The sequence below is a fragment of the Lysinibacillus sp. FSL P2-0066 genome, assembly GCF_037969495.1.
GTDB lineage: Bacteria > Bacillota > Bacilli > Bacillales_A > Planococcaceae > Lysinibacillus > Lysinibacillus boronitolerans.
Window position 1 is genome coordinate 1,183,426 of record NZ_CP150202.1, and the last position, 21,378, is coordinate 1,204,803.

The 21,378-nt window shown below is 36.3% G+C and carries 19 protein-coding genes and 1 riboswitch; of the genes, 17 read left to right on the plus strand and 2 right to left on the minus strand.

Annotation, left to right across the window (positions count from 1 at the left end):
* Nucleotides 1–77 precede the first annotated feature (77 nt).
* From mutS to MKZ14_RS05635, 8 genes are all read left to right on the plus strand, one after another.
* Nucleotides 78–2,648 (plus strand): DNA mismatch repair protein MutS, encoded by a 2,571-nt coding sequence (mutS, locus tag MKZ14_RS05600; protein ID WP_333006176.1) that lies wholly within the window; start codon nucleotides 78–80, stop codon nucleotides 2,646–2,648.
* 15 nt (nucleotides 2,649–2,663) lie between these two features.
* Nucleotides 2,664–4,526 (plus strand): DNA mismatch repair endonuclease MutL, encoded by a 1,863-nt coding sequence (mutL, locus tag MKZ14_RS05605; protein WP_333006175.1) that lies wholly within the window; start codon nucleotides 2,664–2,666, stop codon nucleotides 4,524–4,526.
* An 18-nt stretch (nucleotides 4,527–4,544) separates the two neighbouring features.
* Entirely contained in the window at nucleotides 4,545–6,038 is a 1,494-nt protein-coding gene (gene glpK, locus MKZ14_RS05610; RefSeq protein ID WP_333006174.1) for a glycerol kinase GlpK, read from the plus strand.
* A gap of 18 nt (nucleotides 6,039–6,056) precedes the next feature.
* The gene (locus tag MKZ14_RS05615) at nucleotides 6,057–7,703 is read left to right on the plus strand and encodes a glycerol-3-phosphate dehydrogenase/oxidase (RefSeq protein ID WP_333006173.1); all 1,647 of its coding nucleotides are present in this window, start codon (nucleotides 6,057–6,059) and stop codon (nucleotides 7,701–7,703) included.
* Between the two features lie 3 nt (nucleotides 7,704–7,706).
* Nucleotides 7,707–8,624, plus strand: a complete 918-nt coding sequence (locus MKZ14_RS05620; RefSeq protein WP_333006172.1) for an alpha/beta fold hydrolase — start codon at nucleotides 7,707–7,709, stop codon at nucleotides 8,622–8,624.
* Nucleotides 8,611–9,513 carry a tRNA (adenosine(37)-N6)-dimethylallyltransferase MiaA gene (gene miaA, locus MKZ14_RS05625; protein ID WP_333006171.1) on the plus strand — a complete coding sequence of 301 codons (903 nt, stop codon included), beginning with the start codon at nucleotides 8,611–8,613 and terminating at the stop codon, nucleotides 9,511–9,513. Before MKZ14_RS05620 ends, miaA begins: the two co-directional genes overlap by 14 nt.
* A 97-nt stretch (nucleotides 9,514–9,610) precedes the next feature.
* The gene (gene hfq, locus MKZ14_RS05630; RefSeq protein WP_036080261.1) at nucleotides 9,611–9,841 is read left to right on the plus strand and encodes an RNA chaperone Hfq; all 231 of its coding nucleotides are present in this window, start codon (nucleotides 9,611–9,613) and stop codon (nucleotides 9,839–9,841) included.
* Nucleotides 9,842–9,937: 96 nt separating this feature from the next.
* On the plus strand, nucleotides 9,938–10,240 hold the full coding sequence (locus MKZ14_RS05635; RefSeq protein ID WP_333006170.1) for a rhodanese-like domain-containing protein: 303 nt from the start codon (nucleotides 9,938–9,940) through the stop codon (nucleotides 10,238–10,240).
* A 200-nt stretch (nucleotides 10,241–10,440) separates the two neighbouring features.
* Here MKZ14_RS05635 and MKZ14_RS05640 read toward each other — a convergent pair whose 3' ends face one another.
* Nucleotides 10,441–10,644 (minus strand): LuxR C-terminal-related transcriptional regulator, encoded by a 204-nt coding sequence (locus MKZ14_RS05640; RefSeq protein ID WP_016991965.1) that lies wholly within the window; start codon nucleotides 10,642–10,644, stop codon nucleotides 10,441–10,443.
* A gap of 294 nt (nucleotides 10,645–10,938) precedes the next feature.
* Between MKZ14_RS05640 and MKZ14_RS05645 the strand changes: the two genes are divergently transcribed.
* From MKZ14_RS05645 to cobT, 7 genes are all read left to right on the plus strand, one after another.
* Nucleotides 10,939–11,091 (plus strand): hypothetical protein, encoded by a 153-nt coding sequence (locus MKZ14_RS05645; RefSeq protein WP_244905014.1) that lies wholly within the window; start codon nucleotides 10,939–10,941, stop codon nucleotides 11,089–11,091.
* A 67-nt stretch (nucleotides 11,092–11,158) separates the two neighbouring features.
* Nucleotides 11,159–12,571, plus strand: coding sequence for a radical SAM protein (locus MKZ14_RS05650; protein ID WP_333006169.1), 1,413 nt, complete (start codon nucleotides 11,159–11,161; stop codon nucleotides 12,569–12,571).
* Nucleotides 12,555–13,418 carry an ATP-binding cassette domain-containing protein gene (locus MKZ14_RS05655; RefSeq protein WP_333006168.1) on the plus strand — a complete coding sequence of 288 codons (864 nt, stop codon included), beginning with the start codon at nucleotides 12,555–12,557 and terminating at the stop codon, nucleotides 13,416–13,418. The genes MKZ14_RS05650 and MKZ14_RS05655 overlap by 17 nt, the downstream gene beginning before the upstream one ends.
* Complete coding sequence (locus MKZ14_RS05660) at nucleotides 13,415–14,098, plus strand: hypothetical protein (protein WP_333006167.1); 684 nt, start codon at nucleotides 13,415–13,417, stop codon at nucleotides 14,096–14,098. The genes MKZ14_RS05655 and MKZ14_RS05660 overlap by 4 nt, the downstream gene beginning before the upstream one ends.
* A gap of 50 nt (nucleotides 14,099–14,148) precedes the next feature.
* Nucleotides 14,149–15,357, plus strand: coding sequence for a hypothetical protein (locus MKZ14_RS05665; RefSeq protein ID WP_339280656.1), 1,209 nt, complete (start codon nucleotides 14,149–14,151; stop codon nucleotides 15,355–15,357).
* A 39-nt stretch (nucleotides 15,358–15,396) separates the two neighbouring features.
* Complete coding sequence (locus tag MKZ14_RS05670; RefSeq protein ID WP_333006165.1) at nucleotides 15,397–17,091, plus strand: ABC transporter ATP-binding protein; 1,695 nt, start codon at nucleotides 15,397–15,399, stop codon at nucleotides 17,089–17,091.
* Between the two features lie 96 nt (nucleotides 17,092–17,187).
* Nucleotides 17,188–17,364: riboswitch (cobalamin riboswitch) on the plus strand.
* 91 nt (nucleotides 17,365–17,455) lie between these two features.
* Nucleotides 17,456–18,511, plus strand: coding sequence for a nicotinate-nucleotide--dimethylbenzimidazole phosphoribosyltransferase (gene cobT / locus MKZ14_RS05675; protein WP_333006164.1), 1,056 nt, complete (start codon nucleotides 17,456–17,458; stop codon nucleotides 18,509–18,511).
* A 113-nt stretch (nucleotides 18,512–18,624) separates the two neighbouring features.
* Here the strand turns inward: cobT and MKZ14_RS05680 are convergent, their stop codons facing one another.
* Nucleotides 18,625–19,230, minus strand: coding sequence for a trimeric intracellular cation channel family protein (locus MKZ14_RS05680; RefSeq protein ID WP_016991976.1), 606 nt, complete (start codon nucleotides 19,228–19,230; stop codon nucleotides 18,625–18,627).
* A 340-nt stretch (nucleotides 19,231–19,570) separates the two neighbouring features.
* Between MKZ14_RS05680 and MKZ14_RS05685 the strand changes: the two genes are divergently transcribed.
* Nucleotides 19,571–20,824 carry a methionine gamma-lyase family protein gene (locus MKZ14_RS05685; protein ID WP_333006163.1) on the plus strand — a complete coding sequence of 418 codons (1,254 nt, stop codon included), beginning with the start codon at nucleotides 19,571–19,573 and terminating at the stop codon, nucleotides 20,822–20,824.
* A 154-nt stretch (nucleotides 20,825–20,978) separates the two neighbouring features.
* Nucleotides 20,979–21,356, plus strand: a complete 378-nt coding sequence (locus tag MKZ14_RS05690; RefSeq protein ID WP_004225812.1) for a MerR family transcriptional regulator — start codon at nucleotides 20,979–20,981, stop codon at nucleotides 21,354–21,356.
* Nucleotides 21,357–21,378: the final 22 nt, after the last annotated feature.

The window sequence follows — 21,378 nt, forward strand, 5'->3', positions numbered from 1 at the left end:
AGGTGATTGAAGCGTTTCGCATGTATCTTTTGTTATAATAAATATATCTATAAGGCAAGAGCGAGGTAAATAGTGATATGACAACATATACACCAATGATGCAACAGTATCTACAGGTAAAGGAAGATTACAAAGATGCCTTTTTATTTTTTAGATTAGGTGACTTTTATGAAATGTTTTTTGAGGATGCAATCAATGCCTCACAAATTTTAGAAATTACATTAACAAGCCGAGATGCAGGCGCAAAAGAGCGAATACCAATGTGCGGTGTGCCGCATCATTCGGCTAAAAATTATATTGAAACACTTGTGCAAAAGGGCTATAAAGTGGCTATTTGTGAACAAACAGAAGATCCAAAGCAAGCAAAAGGTGTGGTCAAACGTGAAGTGGTTCAGCTTATCACACCAGGAACAATTATGGAAGGGAAGGCCCTTGATGGTAAATCTAATCATTTTATTGGCGCGGCAGAGCAATTAGATGACACAACATTTGGCTATGCTTATTTAGATTTATCAACAGGTGAGGCAGTAGCGTCTTCTATTGAAGGCGATGGGAAAGCTTTATTAATGCAAATGCAGGCTTATGGCATTCGAGAACTGATTGTAACGGATAGTTTGCAGCTATTATTAGCAGAGCATGCCGTCAATGCTGGTATCGTGCTTTCAATTGAAGTGAATGAAATGCCTATGCACAAAGCAGCAGGCTATTTAGAAGCTGTACCACAACCGTTACAAATAGCATGTCTTCGATTGTTAGCATATATTGATCAAACGCAAATGAGATCTTTATCACATATTCAGGCATTCACATTTAATGAAATGAAAAATTATTTGCGCATTGATTCTAGCTCAAAGCGCAATTTAGAGCTGATTCAATCGATTCGTGGTGGCGATCAAAAAGGGACACTCTTATGGCTATTAGATGACACTGTGACAGCGATGGGTGGGCGAAAATTAAAGCAATGGCTACACCAGCCGCTTGCCACACGTTCAGCAATAGAGGCTAGACTAGCGATTGTGACGGATTTATTGGAAGAATATTTTGTACGAACAGAGCTTCAAGCATCCTTAAAACAGGTATATGATTTAGAGCGTTTGGCTGGTCGTGTTGCTTTTGGTAATGTGGGTGGACGAGATTTAGCCCAATTGCGTGATTCTTTACGCCAAGTGCCAACTATCCAGCAACAGTTAATGGGTTCAAATAAAGAAACGTTACAGCATTTAAGTGCAGACCTTGATACATGTTCAGATGTCGAGGCATTATTAGCAAAAGCGATTACCGATAATCCCCCTATTACCATTAAAGAAGGGGATGTTATCCGTGATGGCTATAATGAACGCTTAGATGAACTTCGCTATGCTGCTCGTAATGGTAAGGATTGGATTGCCCAACTTGAACAAGAAGAGCGTATGAAAACAGGTATTAAAAATTTAAAAATAGGCTATAATCGCATTTTTGGTTACTATATTGAAATTACAAAATCAAATATTCATTTAGCAGATTTAACACGCTATGAGCGCAAACAAACACTGGCGAATGCGGAGCGCTATATTACACAGGAACTAAAAGAAAAAGAAGCATTGATTTTAAATGCTGAAGAAGAAAGCTTAACATTAGAGTACAACCTATTTGTAGAAATTCGTGATGTATTAAAAGCTTATATTCCACGTGTCCAAGCACTGGCAGCAAGCATTAGTGAATTAGATGTTTTACTAAGCTTTGCAAGTGTCTCAGAAAAATATCGATTTACGAAACCGCAATTTCATGGTGGACGTGCCCTAGAAATTATAGAAGGACGTCATCCTGTAGTTGAAAAAATGCTGAATAAGCAAATGTATGTACCAAACGATTGTGTCCTAGAAGAGCAGAACAATATGATGCTTATTACAGGACCGAATATGTCAGGTAAAAGTACTTATATGCGTCAAGTTGCATTAATAGTTGTTATGGCACAGATGGGCTGCTATGTACCCGCTGAAAAAGCGAGATTGCCTATTACCGACCAAATTTTTACTCGGATTGGAGCGGCTGATGATTTAGCGGCAGGGCAATCTACATTTATGGTGGAGATGCTTGAATCGCAACATGCAATTATGCATGCAACAAAAAATAGCTTGATGCTATTTGATGAAATTGGACGTGGAACATCGACATATGATGGTATGAGTTTGGCACAATCAATGATTGAATATATTCATGACAAAATTGGGGCAAATACGTTATTTTCTACGCACTATCATGAATTGACAGCACTTGAAAAGGATTTGCCACGCTTACAAAATGTGCATGTTTCGGCAACCGAAAAAAATGGTACGGTCGTATTCCTGCATAAGGTAAAAAAAGGAGCGGCTGATAAATCCTACGGTATTCATGTGGCACAGCTTGCTCAATTACCTGAGGAAATTTTAGCTAGAGCCCGTGTATTACTTGAGAACTTTGAGTCAGGGAAAGAGGTAGTTGCCGAAACACAGGTGATAGCTGAACAACCAGTGCAGATGTCTTTATTTGCAGAGGAAGAGTCGATTTCTCCATCCGAGGCAAAGGTGCTAAAGAAATTAGAAAAGGTCAATATTCTAGGTACTTCACCGATGCAGGCGATGAATATTTTATATGAGCTACAGCAAGAGCTAGTGAACGCTAAAAAATAAAGGAGTGATACGTTAGTGGGAAACATACAAATTATGGACGAATGGCTATCCAATAAAATCGCAGCAGGAGAGGTAGTAGAAAGGCCAGCTTCTGTTGTCAAAGAGCTTGTGGAAAATGCTATTGATGCTGGAAGTACGTCCATTGATGTTTTTTTACTAGAAGCGGGTCTCACTTCCATTCAAGTAATAGATAATGGTAGCGGTATGGATGAAGAGGATGCACTCATGTCATTCTCTCGTCATGCTACTAGTAAAATTCATCAGGAACATGATTTATTCCGTATCCGGACACTTGGCTTCCGTGGTGAGGCTTTAGCATCCATTGCTTCTGTTTCTAAAATGACATTGATTACATCAAATGGTGAATCTGGCACACATTTAGAGCTTGAAGGTGGACATATCCTCACTCATAAGCCTGGTCCGTTGCGTAAAGGGACTGATTTAACTGTATCACAGCTATTCTTTAATACACCCGCGCGCTTAAAATATATGAAAACCATTCAAACTGAACTTGGGCATACAATAGACCTGATGAATCGCCTCGCACTTGGTAACCCACAAATTGCTTTCAGATTACTGCATAATGGTCAACAATTACTACAAACAAATGGCCGTGGAGATGTACAACAAGTACTTGCTGCTATTTATGGTGTACATAATGCCAAGAAAATGGTGTCTTTCCAAGGCGAGTCACATGATTATCAAATTTCTGGCTTTGTAACCTTGCCAGAGGTAACACGTGCTTCTAAAAATTATATGTCCCTATTTGTAAATGGTCGTTGGGTCAAGCATTATTTAGTACAAAAGGCTATTGTGGATGCCTTCCATACGTATTTACCTATTGAGCGCTACCCGATAGTTGTTCTATTTATAAAAGGTGATCCTTACTTAACAGACGTGAATGTGCATCCTGCAAAACATCAAATTCGTTTAAGTAAAGAGCCTGAGCTTTTGAAGCTAATAGAAGAAACCATTCGTGAAACAATACGCAACATTATTCGAGTCCCGCAAATGGAAAAGAAAGAAAAAATCGTTAAACCAGCTACTGAGCAATTAAACATTTGGAAGCCTGCTCCCAAGATGGATGTGGAGAAAATGAATGCCATCGTAGAAAAATTATATGATGTCCAAACCATTCAAGAAAATAATTGTGAGCAGATAGTTGAGCCTAAGCCTATTTCTACTGTTCGAGAGGAAAGTTGGCAGCCTACACCTCAAATGGAGGCTGAAATAAAAGATGAAGTAACTATAGTGGCACATTCCGAAATATTGGAAGACGCGCCTACAAAGGAACCCTTTCCTGAACTCGAAGTAGTAGGGCAAATCCATGGCACATACATTGTCGCACAGATGGAGGATGGTTTTTATTTAATTGATCAGCATGCTGCACAGGAACGTATTAAATACGAATTTTTCCGTGAAAAAGTCGGTCAAGTCAATCCTCATGAACGTCAGGCATTATTGTTACCACTAACATTCCATTATGCAGCCGATGAGGCATTGATCTTACGAGAACATAGGCATGAATTAGAAGCTGTAGGCGTATTTTTAGAGGAATTTGGACAGTCATCTTTTGTTGTGCGTGAACACCCGAGTTGGTTCCCACAAGGGGAGGAACAGGAAATCATTGAGGATTTAATTGAACAGGTGCTGACAACTAAAAAGGCTGATATCAAAAAGCTACGTGAGGCAGCAGCGATTATGATGAGCTGTAAAAAATCGATTAAAGCCAATCATTATTTAACAAAAGAGCAAATGGAAACATTGCTACGAGATTTACGCAATGCAGATAATCCATTTACATGCCCGCACGGACGTCCAGTGCTTATTCACTTTACTTCGTATGAAGTGGAAAAAATGTTTAAACGGGTTATGTAAGGGAGAGGGGGAAAATGGATGGGCGAATTTATTTTAGCGATTGATCAAGGAACGACAAGTTCAAGAGCCATTTTATTTAATAAAAAAGGTCAAATTGTTCATGTAGCACAAAAGGAATTTCAACAAATTTTTCCAAAGGCTGGCTGGGTAGAGCATAATGCAAATGAAATATGGGGATCTATCTTGTCCGTAATTGCGGCTGTATTAACCGAAAGTGGCCATGAAGCAAGTGAGGTTCATGCGATCGGCATTACCAATCAGCGCGAAACAACAGTGGTGTGGGATAAACACACAGGTCAGCCGATTTACAATGCGATTGTCTGGCAATCACGTCAAACACAGGACATTGTGAATGCATTAAAAGAACAAGGACATGAGGAACGTTTTCAGCAAAAGACAGGGCTACGCTTAGATGCCTATTTTTCAGCGACTAAAATTAAATGGATCTTAGATAATGTTGAAGGTGCGCGTGAAAAGGCAGACAATGGCGATTTATTATTTGGGACGATTGACTCCTGGATTGTTTGGCGATTATCAAAGGGAAAGGCCCATGTGACCGATTACTCAAATGCAGCTCGAACAATGCTCTACAATATTCATGAATTGCAGTGGGATGAGGAACTTTGCGAGCTTTTAGCTATTCCGATGTCCATGCTTCCAGAAGTGAGAAATTCATCAGAAATATACACAGAAACGGCTCCAAGTATATTTTTTGGAGAAAAAATTCCGATAGCTGGTATTGCGGGTGATCAGCAAGCCGCACTTTTTGGACAAACTTGTTTTACCAAAGGAATGGCGAAAAACACGTATGGCACTGGCTGCTTTATGCTTTTAAATACAGGACAGCAGGCAGTGACATCTGAAAATGGTTTACTAACGACCATTGCGTGGGGAATAGATGGGACAGTGACCTATGCATTGGAGGGTAGTGTGTTTGTAGCAGGATCAGCTATCCAATGGCTACGCGATGGACTACGGATGATTCGTACAGCAGAGGATTCAGAAACCTATGCTAGAAAAGTAGCCAATACGGATGGCGTCTATGTTGTCCCTGCCTTTGTTGGACTCGGTACACCTTACTGGGATACAGATGCACGTGGCGCCATTTTTGGGTTAACACGAGGAACGTCAAAAGAACATTTTATTCGAGCAACACTAGAATCATTAGCCTATCAAACGAAAGATGTACTAGATGCAATGGAAGAAGCAGCAGGTACTCCGATTGAAGTACTCCGTGTAGATGGTGGAGCTGTCAAAAATCAATTTTTAATGCAGTTCCAAAGTGATGTTTTACAGCTACAAGTAGAACTAGCAAAATTGAATGAGTCGACAGCCCTCGGTGCAGCCTATTTAGCAGGACTGGCGACAAGCTTTTGGCCAAACCAAGAGGCTTTATCCTCATTATGGGTGAGTGGGCAAACCTACCAACCTCACATGGATGAAGTGCAAGCCATGGCTCTGTATACAGGCTGGCAGAAGGCTGTTGAGGCAACACGAATTTTTAAATCATAGCTATTGGGGGAGAAAGGTATGTTTTCATTTGAGCAGCGACCAAAAATTATATATTATCTAGAGCACTATAGCTTTGACGTATTAGTCATTGGTGGTGGTATTACAGGTGCAGGAATTGCATTAGATGCCGCATCAAGAGGCCTTTCTGTCGCATTAATTGATATGCAGGATTTTTCAGCTGGTACGTCGAGTCGTTCAACCAAACTGATTCACGGCGGTCTACGTTATTTAAAGCAATTTGATGTGGGAGTTGTAGCAGAAGTAGGGAGAGAGCGTGAAATTGTTTATGATAATGCGGTACATGTCACAACGCCTGAAAAAATGCTATTACCTTTATATAAAAAGGGTTCACTCGGTCCCTTCACAACATCTATGGCATTAAAGGTCTATGACCGCTTGGCAGGCGTCAAAAAACATGAACGTAGAACGATGTTAAATGCTCAGGAAACCCTGGCATTAGAGCCTTTACTCAATCAAGATGGCTTAGTCGGCGGTGGCTATTATGTAGAATACCGTACAGATGATGCCCGTCTAACAATTGAAGTATTAAAAAAGGCTGTAGAATATGGAGCGCTTTGCCTCAACTATGCTGAAATGACGGAATTTATTTATGAAAAGAAAAAGCTTGTTGGCATTAAAGTGAGGGATCATGTGACGGGGAAAATGCTCAATGTCCATGCCGCCCAAATTGTGAATGCAACGGGTCCTTGGGTTGATGACGTACGACAAAAAGATAAAGTAGCGGATAACAAGCAATTACGTCTAACAAAGGGCGTTCATATTGTCCTCAAACAAAAGGATTTCCCGCTAAAGCAAGCTGTTTATTTTGATATTGCTGATGGTCGTATGGCCTTTGCCATTCCACGAGATGGCAAAACCTATGTAGGGACTACGGATACTGTCTATGAAGGTAATCCTGTACATCCAGTGGCAACACAGCAAGATGTGGATTATCTAATTGAGGCTGCTAAAAAGGTCTTTCCAACTGCTACTATCACAAGAGACACAATTGAATCCTCTTGGGCTGGCGTCCGACCTCTGATTTATGAAAAAGGTAAGGATCCATCAGAAATTTCAAGGAAAGATGAAATTTGGACAGCGCCAAGTGGTTTAATGACGATTGCGGGTGGTAAGCTTACGGGCTATCGCCAAATGGCTGAAACGATTGTGGATAAAATTGTGAAGTCCCGTCGCTACAAGCATGCAAGTGCCTGTTTAACACGTGAGCTAGCACTTTCTGGTGCAAAGGGAATTAACGCTATTAATTTCCCTGACTATATTGCCTATAAAGCTCGTGAAGGCGTACAATATGGCTTAAATTATGATGAAGCCAAGCATCTCGTACAAAAGTATGGCACGAATGTAGATGCCTTATTTGATCGGGTGAAATTTTTACATGAACATGGTAGTACAATGCCTCTTGCCTTACATGCGATGCTACTGTATGGCATTGAAGCCGAAATGGTCTATACACCAAGCGACTTCTTTATCCGTCGGACTGGTTTATTATACTTCGATATTGAAGCAGTAAAGCTTTATAAACAGCAAGTGATTCAGGTGATGCAACAACGCTTAAATTATACAGAGGAGCAAAAAAATAGATATATTGCTGAATTAGAGCAAGCCATTAACGATGCAACAAATTTTGTGAAAGAAGGGGAGTAAGGGATGGAGTGTTATATTCAAATGTCGGATGAACAATTTGTCTTCACGCGAACATTGGAGCCTTCAACGCCATGTATTGGACATATTCACATTTTGCATGGCATGGCAGAGCACAGCGGTCGCTATTTAACATTTGCGAAAACACTCAACGCAGCAGGCTATGTTGTGACGATGCACGATCACCGTGGGCATGGTGAAACGGCAGCATATAATGGGACATTGGGCTTTTTTGCTGAAGAAAACGGCTTTGAGCGTGTTGTAAAAGATGCTCATGAAGTGATTACACAACTTCACGTACCATACGCTAATGTACCATTAATTCTCTTTGGCCATAGTATGGGTTCTTTCATTACTAGACGCTATATTCAATTATACGGAGAGCAAGTAGATAATGTTATTCTCTGTGGCACTGGAAATGTGACAGCCTTGCATGCTGTAGGAAATCTAGTAGCCAAGGCTTTAGCAAAGGGACTAGGAAAAGAAACTGAAAGTAAGCTGTTAAATCAATTGAGCTTTGGTAGCTTTAATAAGCAATTTCCTAATCCGAAGACTGCCTATGATTGGTTATGTTCAGTACAACAAGAGGTGGAAAAGTATATCGATGATCCCTATTGTGGCTTTATTCCAACGAATCAATTTTTCGTGGATTTGACAACTGGCTTTGCCACACTAAATCGTAAAAGAGAATTAGCAAAAGTAAGAAAAGACCTCCCTATTCTCTTGATTAGTGGCAGTAAAGATCCGGTTGGTGAACAGGGGCTAGGCGTTTACAAAGTTGCTGAGCAATTGGTAGCGGTAGGTGTAGAGGATGTAACGGTTTATTTATTCGAGGAAAAACGACATGAAATTTTAAATGAAGACAATCAAGAAGCAGTCTTTCAAGTTTTATTACGGTGGTTAGAAAAATATGATAGAAACTAAATTGCAACAGGCAGAGGTCGTAGCAATAGTAGGACCGACTGCCTCTGGTAAAACGGCTTTAAGCATTGAACTGGCAAAAAAATATAACGGTGAAGTCATTAATGGTGACTCCATGCAAATTTATAAAGGGCTCGATATCGGTACAGCTAAAATTACTGAAGAAGAGATGGAGGGCGTTCCACATCATTTACTAAGCTTTTTAGAGCCGACAGAATCTTTTTCAGTAGCAGATTATCAAAAATTAGTACGTGCGAAGATCGCGGAAATTCAAGCTCGTCAAAAATTACCTATAATAGTAGGAGGCTCTGGCTTATATGTACAAGCTGTCCTCTTTGATTTCCAATTTACTGATGAAAAAGTAGATGAAGAAGCACGTAAAGCCTATTATGAGGAATTAGCAAAGCTTGGCCCTGAGGCAATGCATGATAAATTAAAACAACTCGACCCTCAAACAGCGGAGACAATCCACCCAAACAATACACGACGTGTTATTCGTGCTTTAGAAATGCTGGAATTAAGTGGTGTATCAAAAGCAGCAGAAGCGCAAAATCGAGGGGAAATGCCTCTTTACAATCATGTTATTTTAGGTCTAGGTCAAAACATGTCCCGTGACGTGCTATATGACCGTATTAATCGTCGGGTTGATTTAATGATGGAAAATGGTCTTCTGCAAGAGGTGAAGGGATTATGGCAGCAAAATATCCGAGGTGTGCAATCTATACAAGCCATTGGGTACAAGGAATTATATGATTATTTAGATGGCAAATGTACCTTAGAGGAAGCCATTGATAGCTTAAAACAAAATTCCCGTCGCTATGCAAAAAGACAACTTACTTATTTCCGCAATAAAATGGATGTTCATTTTATTACGCCAGATGACCGATTATAAGAATAAAGAAAAATTTCTAAAAATTACTAATTGATAAATTGGTAGAACGTGCTACTATAGGAATGAAGAGGTAGAAAGTTAGTAGGGAGGCTATTTGATGAAATCAATCAATTTGCAAGATACGTTCTTGAACCAACTACGTAAAAACAGTGTTTTTGTAACTGTATTTCTATTAAACGGATTTCAGTTAAAAGGGACCGTGAAATCATATGATAATTTTACAGTATTACTATTAGATGCTGAAAATAAGCAGCACCTAATCTACAAGCATGCCATTTCTACATTCGTTCCAGCAAAACAAATAGAGTTTTTAGAGACAGATGTATAAAAAGATTGTAAAACAGTTAGTGTTCTCCACACTGGCTGTTTTTTTTGCTACAAGCTATAATGATAGTGGAATTTGATATTTTGGAGGACGAAGTTAATGAAAACAATGGAAACAACACAATTATTAGATCTTTTAGATGCAAATGAGGACCTATATATTATCGATGTTCGTGAAGAGGAAGAAGTAGCACATGGTATGATCCCAGGCGCTCAGCATATTGCACTTGGAACAATCCCTGAACGTTTAGAGGAATTAGATATAGAAAAGCCATATATTATTGTATGTAAGGCTGGAGCTCGTTCTGCCAATGCGTGTGCTTACTTAGAAGCACAAGGATTTGATGTAACCAACCTTGAAGGCGGCATGCTGGCTTATGATGGAGAATTAGAATTTAAATAAAGTGTGAGTAAAAAAGAAAGAGTTCCTTATCTTGGAATGACAACTTCCAACTCGATTAAAATGAATAGACCAGACATATTATACACATAAATATGTTTGGTCTATTTTTTTGTTTTGTTCGTTCTTAACTAACAGAGCAGTTTAATGTAGTGTCATATAAAGGGATTTCTCCAAAATTAAATCTTTCATGAGTTGAAAATTTATTTGATACTTAGTAAGCCTAGTTTAATAGCTGTTACAACAGCACCTAAACGAGTTTCAGCATTTAATTTGCGAATAATAGAAGATATATGATATTCCACTGTTCTCCTACTCATACCTAATTCTAAACTAATCTCATTATTGGTTTTGTCCTCAGCAATACGTTCTAAAATCTCATATTCTTTAGGTGTTAACTTTATCATATGTAATACTCCCCCCTATTTATTTTCAGAAGATATCGTATCAACAAATTCCATTTTATTCTATATTCTGGATAAAAAATACCGTTTAATCAAATGTAAAAAGTGACAATTTTTCAAAATAATAATTAAAATTTCACTATGATTGCGGAAAATACGGATACCTCATTTGAGAAATTTTGTTAAATTTGAACTACAAAACAAATTAATATTTACATATTAGTACCTAATAATTAATTGTTTTGTTGTAGTTATAAGCGGTTTGAGGAGGTGAAAAAATGCTCAAGAGAATTAATCATGGTTTTAATAGTGCTAGTTCTAGATCTAAATGGTGTGTTTTTTGTGATGCAAAAGATTATTGCAATAAGTGTGATGCTATGGATTGGGGATGTGCTGGAGGCTGGGAAACTTGTTTTAGAAAAGATACAGACGGTTAAAACAAGTGCTTAATTTTTTATTTTGCAATGTAGAGTAAAATTATTTACTCTACATTGTATCAAAGAAATGGAGGGTATTTATGATTGAATCTATGGAGAAAAAAATTAAAGTATCAAGTTTTAAAGAGTTAGAAGTTAATCATAAAAAATATATTTATGTACCGAATACTAATGGTTTATTTGAAATAGATGATATTGTTTATTCTATTTTATCAAGTGACAACAAAAGCATAGTGGAAGTTTTTAATCAATTAAAAGAAAAAATAGCTGAAAATGAATTTAATAATATTATTCAATCACTAATAGAAAATAGGATTATCAATGATACTACTGAAAGTAATGCTGTTAACGAAGAAAATGTTAAAAACATAAGTGCACTCACATTAATGATGGTGCAAGAATGTAATTTACGATGTAAATATTGTTACGCTGGTGACGGAGAATATAACGAAAAAGGCAGAATGTCTATAATGACAGCAAAATCAGCAATTGACTATTTGCTAGAACAGTCAGGTGATCGTGATGATCTATCCATTGTATTTTTTGGGGGTGAACCTTTATTAAATTTTCCAGTAATTAAGCAAGTAGTAGAATATGCAAATCACAAAGTAAAATTACATAATAAAAAAATAGGCTTTAGTATGACATGTAATGGAACGCTAATAAATAAAGAAATCACAAAATTTATTTTAGACAATAACATCGCTGTTCAAGTAAGTGTTGATGGGACTAAAAGCGAGCATGACATAAATCGCTTTTATGGAAATAAAAAGGGAAGTTATGATGTTATTTTAAACAGAACAAAAGAATTAAGGGAGCAAAGACAATTGGGAGTAAGGGCAACCATTACTCCGAATAATGTTGATTTGGTAAATATATATGAGCATTTATTCGATTTGAATTTTAGAAGTATATATGCTGCCCCAGCTATGCAGATGTTTACAGAAGATCAATTCATTGAATTGTCTAAAAGTTATAATGAATTAATTTATTATTTCGAGTATTTAGTTAATAGAAAAGAATATTCTAAAGCAGTCAAACTCAATAATATAATGAAGAATTTAGAACGTATTCATATTGGACACGAATCAACATATTTTTGTGGTGCAGAGGTTAATTTTTTAGCAGTTGATATTAATGGTGATTTATATCCTTGTCATCGTTTTGTCAATAATAAAGAGTATAAACAAGGAAATATTTTTGAAGGAACCTATTCAATTGCTAGGTCAAAATTTTTAGAAGAAGCACATGTTTCAAATAGATTAAATTGTAACAAATGCTGGGCAAAAAATTTATGTGGGGGTGGGTGTCACCATGAAAATTTAGAATCAACAGGTAAAGTAACGACACCCCCTTTACATTATTGCATTTTAACACAAAAGCAATTAGAAGCTACCTTGCATTTATATTTACGTTTATCAGATGAACAAAGAGAATTATTATTAGAAAAGAAAAATACAAGAGAGTTTGTTAAAAATGGAAATCAAAATTAAAAATTTAACAAAAATTTATAAAAATATAAAGGTACTAGATAATGTCTCCTTAGAAATTCATAATGGTGTATTTGGTTTATTAGGGGAAAACGGAGCAGGAAAAACAACATTGATGGAAATAATCTCTACATTACTTCCATTTGATGACGGAGAAATTGAAGTTGCAGGGCTAAACGTAAAAAAAGAACCACTTAAGGTTTGTGAAATTTTGGGTTATCTTCCCCAGAAGTTTGATTTTTTTCCAAAGGTTACTTTAGAAGAGTCATTTGATTATTTATGTAAATTAAAAGGAATGAATAATAGCGAAAGCCGAAAACAGGAAATACACTTAAGACTTCAAGAGGTGGGGCTATTAAGCGAACAAAAAAAATATATTCAAGAACTTTCGGGTGGTATGAAACAAAGATTTGGCATTGCTCAAGCTTTAATTGGTAATCCCAAAATAATACTTATTGATGAACCAACAGTAGGTTTAGATCCTCATGAGCGCATTTCCTTTCGAAATTTAATTACTCGGATTAGTCGCGATAAAATCATTCTGCTTTCAACACATATTGTACAGGATATTGCTTCTACATGTAAAAATTTGATGGTGCTACAAAAAGGAAAAGTGAATTACTTCGGTAGTACAATAGACCTTATTAATAAAGTTCGAGGGAAGGTATGGCTTTATAATATTTTAGATGATGAAATACCTCATGTGGATTTATTTGTATCTTTACAAGATAAAGGCAGCAGTATTGAGATTCGTTACATTGCAGATAATCCGTTACAAGGAAGTATATCGACAGAGCCTACTTTAGAGGATGCATATATTTATATAAATAGAAAAGAGTTAACCGTATGAGAGAATTACCTTTTTTAATAAACTTTGAATTAAAAAGACTCATAAAGAGTAGAGCTATTTCCGTCTTTCTTATACTTATAATGTTGGTTCTTCCAATTATAATGAATAACTTAGACACTCAGGAAACGATTATTGAGAAATGGTATGGAACACTTCAGTTACAAATGGTATTTTTACTTATTTTAATTCCGAGTATGGTTTCATATGTTTGGAAAGGGTATCTTCAATCATTTGAAAGAGCAGTCATCCTACTAAAATTGACAAATAGAGCGATGTATATAGTTGGAAAAATCGTAGCAGTTCTTCTTTTTGTTTCAGTTTATCTATTTTTCTTCTATGTAATTTTTTTTATTTTTTATGCAAATAAAATTCCTATTAGCATTTTATTAATTACATTGTTTCAAGTCTTCCTTTCTATTTTCTACAGCATTACCTTTAGCTTTTTCATTTCCTTTTATTTGAAACGTACTGTATATCTACACATTTTACTAATAGTATATTTGGTATTCAGTATTTATTTAAATTCTCCTTATTTTTCTATATGGTTTAATCCTGATTATATACAACATCAAATGACTGATCTGCTATTTAATGTAAAGAGAGGTATTTTTCTAAGTATTGGCATACTATTTATGTTTGGAAATGTGTTGCTATTTAAAAGAAGGGTGAATGACAAATGAGAGATATCTTTTTATTTTGGTCGAAAGTGGTCTTACGAAGTGATTATTTGTTGACTTATTATGCTATCGTCATTCTATTATGTATCTCTCAGTACTTCTTTACAGTCAGTGATGCGCAAGCATTGATTCCTTTATATGGGATTTTCTCAAGTGTATTAACGATTCAAATTATAACTTTGCATCAAAGATATCATGTAGAGAAAATTTTAATGATTTCCCCAATATCAAATGGAAAGCTTTTATTATGGCAATGGGTTTTCAGCTTTATTCTGACCACCCCTGCCATTATGTTATTAGTTGGTTTTGTAAAGTTTGTATATGTAGAGACACCAATATATAAAATTCTACTTATCGTTTTTGTTTTTCAGCTATTTACTATATCCATTCCATTTTTAATGGCAACAATTTTTAAAAATCAAGCCGTGTCTATAATTTTAATTGTCATCATTTATTTTTTACTAATGTTAATGCATGGTTATAGACTAGAATCGATTCAATATATAGCTCCTACTCTTAACTTTATGTATCCAGATTTCATTCATTATTTAAATGTTATAGGTGTTTTATCCATTTGTTTGTGTTCTATATCGTGCGCGATTTTATTCAGCAGGAGGGCCAAAAATAAAACGGAAAAGAGGGTTGCTGGAATTATGACCAGTATGATGCTTTTCGTTCTATTAAGCTTACATTTTTATAATGGATATAAAGAAGAGGAGCTGTTAAATAAACCTTATCAAAATTATCAATATAACGGGCTAACTGTCCAATATAAAGGTGTGAGTATAGAAAAAGTGGAGAATTATGCGAATGTTTATAAAGACATTACTCAAATAATGGAGAGCTTCGGTGTCCACAACATTCCGTATCACACGCTGAAAATAACGAGAGTTTTTAGCCTTCCAGATAACAATAGTTTAGAAAATATTATTAGTAGCTCTGGCGACATCATTGAAATACGCCCGTATTCTAATAAATTTTTTGAATTTAACTATGGCTATAATATTACGGAAGACATGATAAATACATTAATGGGCGAACAGTGGGAAACCAAGGAACAAACTAATTGCTATGAGGTTTTAAAAAGAACGATCGAGCAAAAGGTTATATACACCAACAAAAGCATGCTCTTTAGTGAGGCGAAAAAGAAGTCAGTAGAAAACTTGCTCATTAGTAATGAAAAAGATCCGTATATGGAAAAGTTTCTACATATATTACAGGAAGAGCCGAAAAATGCTTATCTGTATATCAAAAGGTTATAAGAAAACCTTAACTAAATCAGGGAGATAGAGTATTATTTCATGAAAATATTAGGTGAGGTATTTAAGTATACAAAGCCATACAAAGCAAAATTATTTCAAGTAAATATTTTGATGGGTATTTCAATGATTTTAAGTATAGTACACCCCCTTTTATTTGGTAAATTTATTGATTCTATAACAGTAAAAGATCTCAATTCAGCATTCCTCATTATAGTGTTTATGGCTTTTTTGTTTCTGTTTAATTTATTTTTTAAAGTAATCCAAAAATATTATTTAACGAAATTTGCCTGCTATCTACAAATGGATATTAAATTAAAGATAATAAAAAGAATTATGGCTATGGACATGGATGAGTATCAATTAAAAGCAAAAGGTGAACTGATGAATAAAATAGAAAATGATACAAAGGCATTTTCTGAAGTAGTATCAGAGTTTTTAAATATTGTTGTAGACTTTATCAGTATAATAATTGTGTTAATAATATTGATCAATCTAAATTTTATTTTAGCTAGTATTTTATTCATAGCTTGTCCTTTAGCACTTATCATTTTTAAATATTATGGAAAAAAAATAAGGATGATGGATACTGCCATCAAAAAAGATTTAGATTCTTATTTAACCTATCTGGGAGAATTACTGTCATCATTTAAATTATTTAAGATATTTAATAATGAGATAAACGCCATAGATAACTATCAAAAGAAAATTACCTTATTATACAAAAATACTCTTGATAAAATGCGTTTAAGCATAAAATCAGGATCAATAATAGAATTAATAAACTTTACAAGTTATTTGATTATCCTTATTATAGGTGCCTACTTTATTTATAAAGGAAGCCTCACGTTAGGAGTATTAATAGCATTCACAACCTATGCCAATAACTTTAGTCAGTCATTTTTAAGATTTTCCCAACTAAATTCATTTTTACAAGAAGCAATTGTGTCTGTAAATAGAGTGAAAAACTTAATGGAAGACAATAAATATCAGCTAAGGAAATTAGAAGTACCAGACTATGTAAATTCATCGCATCATTTTAATAAAGATAAAATAGTATTACGGAATGTAAGCTTTACCTATACTAATGCATTTTCTCCTGTTTTAGAAAATATAAATTTCCAAATACCTTTGAAGAAAATTGTATTGATTAAGGGAGAAAGCGGATCAGGTAAATCGACATTATTGAATATATTATCAGGTTTATACATTAATTATCAGGGTGAAATATTTCTATCCAATCAGAATATTAGATATATTCCTATTGATGTTTATAGAAAAAGGGTATGTTTGGTAACGCAAGAGCATTTTATAATGACAGGGACAATAAGGGAAAATTTGTTATTAGCAAAGCCGGATGCAACAGACGAAGAATTAATTCAAATTTGTAAAATGGTTAACATTTATTCATATATAGAAACGTTAGACTATAAATTTGAAACGCTTATAGGGCATAATGGGCTTGAATTATCTACTGGGCAACAGCAAAGACTTTCAATAGCAAGATCGCTTCTAAGAGATGCGGATATCTATTTGTTTGACGAGATTACTTCTGCGCTTGATAAAGACAACCAAATAAATATAGAATCATTACTTTTATATTTAAATAAAGAAAAACAAAAGACTGTTATATTGGTTACTCATCACCCTGTTTTAATAAATGAAGCAGATAAAATATTTGAAGTTGATAGGAATCAGGTGAACGAGAGGGATTCATTTGTTGTGACAGGTTCTTGATAAGCCTATATTGTTAGAATAGGTGGTGGTACTAAGTTAACACTCAAAAAATTTTTATCTATTGACACTAAAAAAGTTGTAAAGTAGATTTAACATAATTACATAAAAGCAATAGGTGCCCACTAGGGAGAATAGGGAATAAAGTGAAAAGCTTTAGCGGACCCGCCACTGTATAAGGAAGTTTCATAGTGTATGCCACTAGCGAATTGCTGGGAAGGTACTATGAGATGTTGAACTTGAGCCAGGAGACCTGCCTATTTGCTTTAGAAGATATAGATGATGGAAAAGTCTGTAGTTTATTTGTTATGACAATAAACTACAGACTTTTTATTTTGTCTTAATGAGAACGAGAGGAGAAATAATTATGCCATTATTACAAGACACGATTGAAAACATTCAAGGGGTTGATATGAAAGGTATGGAGCAAGCTAGAAAGCGGATTGATGCGCTTTGTAAGCCCCCAGGTAGCTTGGGTAAACTAGAATCACTTGCCGTACAGCTCTCTGGTGTAACAGGACAATTATATCCGACGGTTGACAAAAAGGTGATGATTGTTTGTGCTGCAGATCATGGTGTATGTGAGGAAGGTGTAACCACGAATCCGCAAGATGTTACAGTCTTTCAAACATTAAATTTTCCTAAGGGGGGGACAGGCGTTTGTGCGATTGCGGGCATTACCAATGCAAAGGTGGTCACAGTAGATGTTGGGGTAAAAGCAGATATTCCACTTGATGCTGGTGTCATTATTCATAAAATCAAATACGGTACAGATAACATGGCACAAGGTCCAGCTATGTCCAAACAAGAAGCCATTCAATCGATAGAAGTAGGAATCCGTGTGGCCACTGAGGAAATCATACAAGGTGCTGATGTACTAGGTACAGGGGAAATGGGTATTGGCAATACAACACCAAGTGCTGCGATATTAGCTGTTCTGACTGGATGTGACCCTATAGAAGTAACAGGGTTTGGGGCAGGAGTTGGCCAAGGAGGCATTGCCTATAAAGCGGCGATTATTGAAAAAGCAATTACCTTAAATAAGCCTAATCCAAAAGATGCTATTGATGTTCTGGCTAAGGTAGGAGGATTAGAGATAGGGGCGATGACAGGTATTATTCTTGGGGCTGCAGTTCATCGTAAACCAGTGGTTATTGATGGATTTATTTCGACTATAGCTGCCCTCATTGCTTATAAGCTCGAACCAAAAGTAATCGATTATATTATTCCTTCCCATGCTTCAGAGGAGCCAGGGGCAAAAATTGCCGCTGCATTACTAGGTATTGAACCGATGTTGCACATGAATATGCGTTTAGGCGAAGGTTCTGGAGCAGCCTTAGCCTTTCCTATTTTAGATGCAGCTTGTTCAATGATGAAAAACATGGTGACATTAGAAGAAGCAATGCAGTTGTTAAAAAGATAAGCTAAGTTAATGTCTTCTTCAATCATATAAGGAATGAAACTCATAAAAGATTATTATTAGCCAAAAAATAAAACAGCCAATGACTTAATTTTTGGTCATTGGCTGAATAGTATTTATGCACGATTTAACTTACGTAATGGCAAGCGCCACTTCATCGTATAGGAAAGAATACGTAACGCAGTAATTACCGCGAATAAAATATAAAGGAAAATGTCCCCTGTAAAAACCTCGAAGCCGATTAGTAGTCCAGCAAGAGCTGCCCAAACACCATAAACTTCATCACGGAGAACTAATGGTTTTCTTCTAGCTAATAAATCACGTACAATGCCACCACCTGAACCTGTTAACACAGCAGCTACAACCACAGCACTAACAGGCATATCCAGCTTGACAGCATAAAGTGCGCCTTGAATAGCGAACGCTGATAAGCCAATCGCATCTGTGAAGTTACCCCAACGATGCCAATGTTGAATCAGATGATGCGGAAAAATAAAAAATATCGTAATCGCAGCCAGCGCAATTTGAAACATCATATCCTGTCCCCATAGGGTTGTGACAGGTAGCCCGATGAGTAAATTTCGAATGGCTCCTCCACCAAAAGCAGTGACAATACCAAGTATATATACACCAAATAAATCGTATTCTTCTTCCATGGCAATAATTGCCCCAGAAATAGCAAAGGCAATTGTTCCTATGATACTAAAAACCTCCCAAGCCATCCCTTTCACCCCTTCTATCAATAAATAAACTTTTTTAAAGTTAAAAGACTATTTTACGTAACAGAATCTATGAATTTAATAGCCAAAATCGGTCATTAAATACGCTTCTCGAAATAAGTCCGCACATTAGCTTAGCGTAAAATGCTCTTAGAAACAATAGGCAAGTTTTACAGGTGCACATACAAATTGATAAAATGTGATTAAAATAAAGAAAACATTCGTCAAAAGCGTTCATATACCAGTAGTTGGTTAGGTAATTCTAGAGTGATTGAAGTCAATTTAGATAGTCAATAAATGTTACTGATTGAAATGCGAGACATTGTGAAATGGAGAAGAAAGAATGACGTTTACATCAAATTTATCAATACAAACGCTGTCGTTAGCGACAAAAATTGAGGAGCAAGTTCGGCCTTATCATGCCAAGGTAGAAGAAATGGCGTTTTATAATCAGCAGAAGGTGCTAGCAGCGTTCGGAAAGCATCAAGTAAGTGATTATCATTTACATCCATCAAACGGCTATGGCTATGATGATGAGGGACGGGATAATCTAGAGCGTGTTTATGCAGAAGTATTTGGTGCAGAGGCAGCAATAGTTCGACCACAAATTATTTCAGGCACACATGCAATCACGCTTAGTCTATTCGGTGTTTTGCGTCCTGGTGATGAGCTGCTTTATATTTCTGGTCAGCCGTATGATACATTACAATCCATTGTCGATGGTGGTGATAAAGATACAGGTTCACTGAAGGATTATAAAATCGGTTATCAACATGTGGATTTGCTAGATAATCAGGCCATTGATTGGGCAGGTGTTGAAGCAGCCATTACAGCACAAACCAAAATGATTGCGATTCAACGTTCGAAAGGCTATGCAACACGTCCATCCTTTACAATTGAAGAAATTGCTACTATGTGTGCAAAGGTACGTAAATTGGCTCCAGAAGCTGTTATTTTTGTAGATAACTGCTATGGCGAGTTCGTAGAGGCACAGGAACCTACAGAGGTCGGTGCTGATTTAATGGCAGGCTCGCTCATTAAAAATCCTGGCGGAGGCTTGGCTAAAATTGGGGGCTATATTGCTGGCCGAGCAGATCTAGTGGAGAAATGTGCCTATCGCATGACTTCTCCAGGTATTGGTGCCGAAGCGGGAGCCACATTAAATACACTAGGTGACTTTTATCAAGGGTTTTTCCTGGCACCACATGTAGTATCGCAAGCATTAAAAGGTGCAATTTTTACAGCTGCAATGTTAGAGGAAATCGGTATGAGCACTTCTCCGAGCTATCATGCGAAGCGTACAGATTTAATTCAATCAGTATCTTTCCAAACAGCACAGCAAATGATAGCCTTTTGTCGTGAAATACAAGCGAACTCACCGATAAATGCCCATTATGCTCCTGAACCAGCCTATATGCCAGGCTATGAAGATGATGTCATCATGGCGGCTGGAACATTTATTCAAGGGTCCAGCATTGAGCTGACAGCGGATGGCCCAATACGACCACCCTATACAGCCTTTATTCAGGGCGGACTAACATATGAACACGTTAAATTTGCTATTTGCAGTGCGGTTCAAGCTATTCAAAAATCATAATAAGACAATAGATAAAGCCTAAATATGAATAGTTTTTTACAATTTTCACTCGGATTGAAAAAAATAGTACCAACCATGTTAGGTTACCTTACATGGTTGGTTGACAGTAAAAAAATTTCGTTATATGATAAGCGGGTATTGGAGGAGGACTTAAATGAGTCGTGAAATTAGACGAACTATGCCGTTATTATCGATGAGTATTGTGATGCAATTAACAGAGCTTTCGGCAAGACAAATTCGTTATTATGAAGAACACCATTTAATTGAGCCGCACCGAACAGAAGGCAATCGACGTATGTTTTCACTAAATGATGTCGATACATTGCTTGAGGTTAAAGACTACTTAGAACAGGGTATGAATATGGCGAAGATTAAAAAAATATTTGCTAAAAAGAAAAATCCTGTTGCTACAACTGATGAACAAGATTTAAGTGATTCAGAATTACGCCAAATTATGCGCGAAGAAATGCGTCAAGCACAGCGCATGCAAAAATCATCCATCCGACGTGGGGATTTATCTCGATTCTATTAATAAATAGGGTAGGGTAAACATA

Bases quoted from the DNA above. Each gene is read 5' to 3' on its own strand.
- glpK (WP_333006174.1), top strand. From the start codon at position 4,545: ATGGGCGAATTTATTTTAGCGATTGATCAAGGAACGACAAGTTCAAGA.
- MKZ14_RS05620 (WP_333006172.1), top strand. From the start codon at position 7,707: ATGGAGTGTTATATTCAAATGTCGGATGAACAATTTGTCTTCACGCGA.
- MKZ14_RS05645 (WP_244905014.1), top strand. From the start codon at position 10,939: ATGGTTTTAATAGTGCTAGTTCTAGATCTAAATGGTGTGTTTTTTGTG.
- cobT (WP_333006164.1), top strand. From the start codon at position 17,456: ATGCCATTATTACAAGACACGATTGAAAACATTCAAGGGGTTGATATG.
- mutS (WP_333006176.1), top strand. From the start codon at position 78: ATGACAACATATACACCAATGATGCAACAGTATCTACAGGTAAAGGAA.
- MKZ14_RS05670 (WP_333006165.1), top strand. From the start codon at position 15,397: ATGAAAATATTAGGTGAGGTATTTAAGTATACAAAGCCATACAAAGCA.
- MKZ14_RS05685 (WP_333006163.1), top strand. From the start codon at position 19,571: ATGACGTTTACATCAAATTTATCAATACAAACGCTGTCGTTAGCGACA.
- miaA (WP_333006171.1), top strand. From the start codon at position 8,611: ATGATAGAAACTAAATTGCAACAGGCAGAGGTCGTAGCAATAGTAGGA.
- hfq (WP_036080261.1), top strand. From the start codon at position 9,611: ATGAAATCAATCAATTTGCAAGATACGTTCTTGAACCAACTACGTAAA.
- MKZ14_RS05680 (WP_016991976.1), bottom strand. From the start codon at position 19,230: ATGGCTTGGGAGGTTTTTAGTATCATAGGAACAATTGCCTTTGCTATT.
- MKZ14_RS05640 (WP_016991965.1), bottom strand. From the start codon at position 10,644: ATGATAAAGTTAACACCTAAAGAATATGAGATTTTAGAACGTATTGCT.
- MKZ14_RS05650 (WP_333006169.1), top strand. From the start codon at position 11,159: ATGATTGAATCTATGGAGAAAAAAATTAAAGTATCAAGTTTTAAAGAG.
- MKZ14_RS05660 (WP_333006167.1), top strand. From the start codon at position 13,415: ATGAGAGAATTACCTTTTTTAATAAACTTTGAATTAAAAAGACTCATA.
- MKZ14_RS05615 (WP_333006173.1), top strand. From the start codon at position 6,057: ATGTTTTCATTTGAGCAGCGACCAAAAATTATATATTATCTAGAGCAC.
- MKZ14_RS05655 (WP_333006168.1), top strand. From the start codon at position 12,555: ATGGAAATCAAAATTAAAAATTTAACAAAAATTTATAAAAATATAAAG.
- MKZ14_RS05635 (WP_333006170.1), top strand. From the start codon at position 9,938: ATGAAAACAATGGAAACAACACAATTATTAGATCTTTTAGATGCAAAT.
- MKZ14_RS05690 (WP_004225812.1), top strand. From the start codon at position 20,979: ATGAGTCGTGAAATTAGACGAACTATGCCGTTATTATCGATGAGTATT.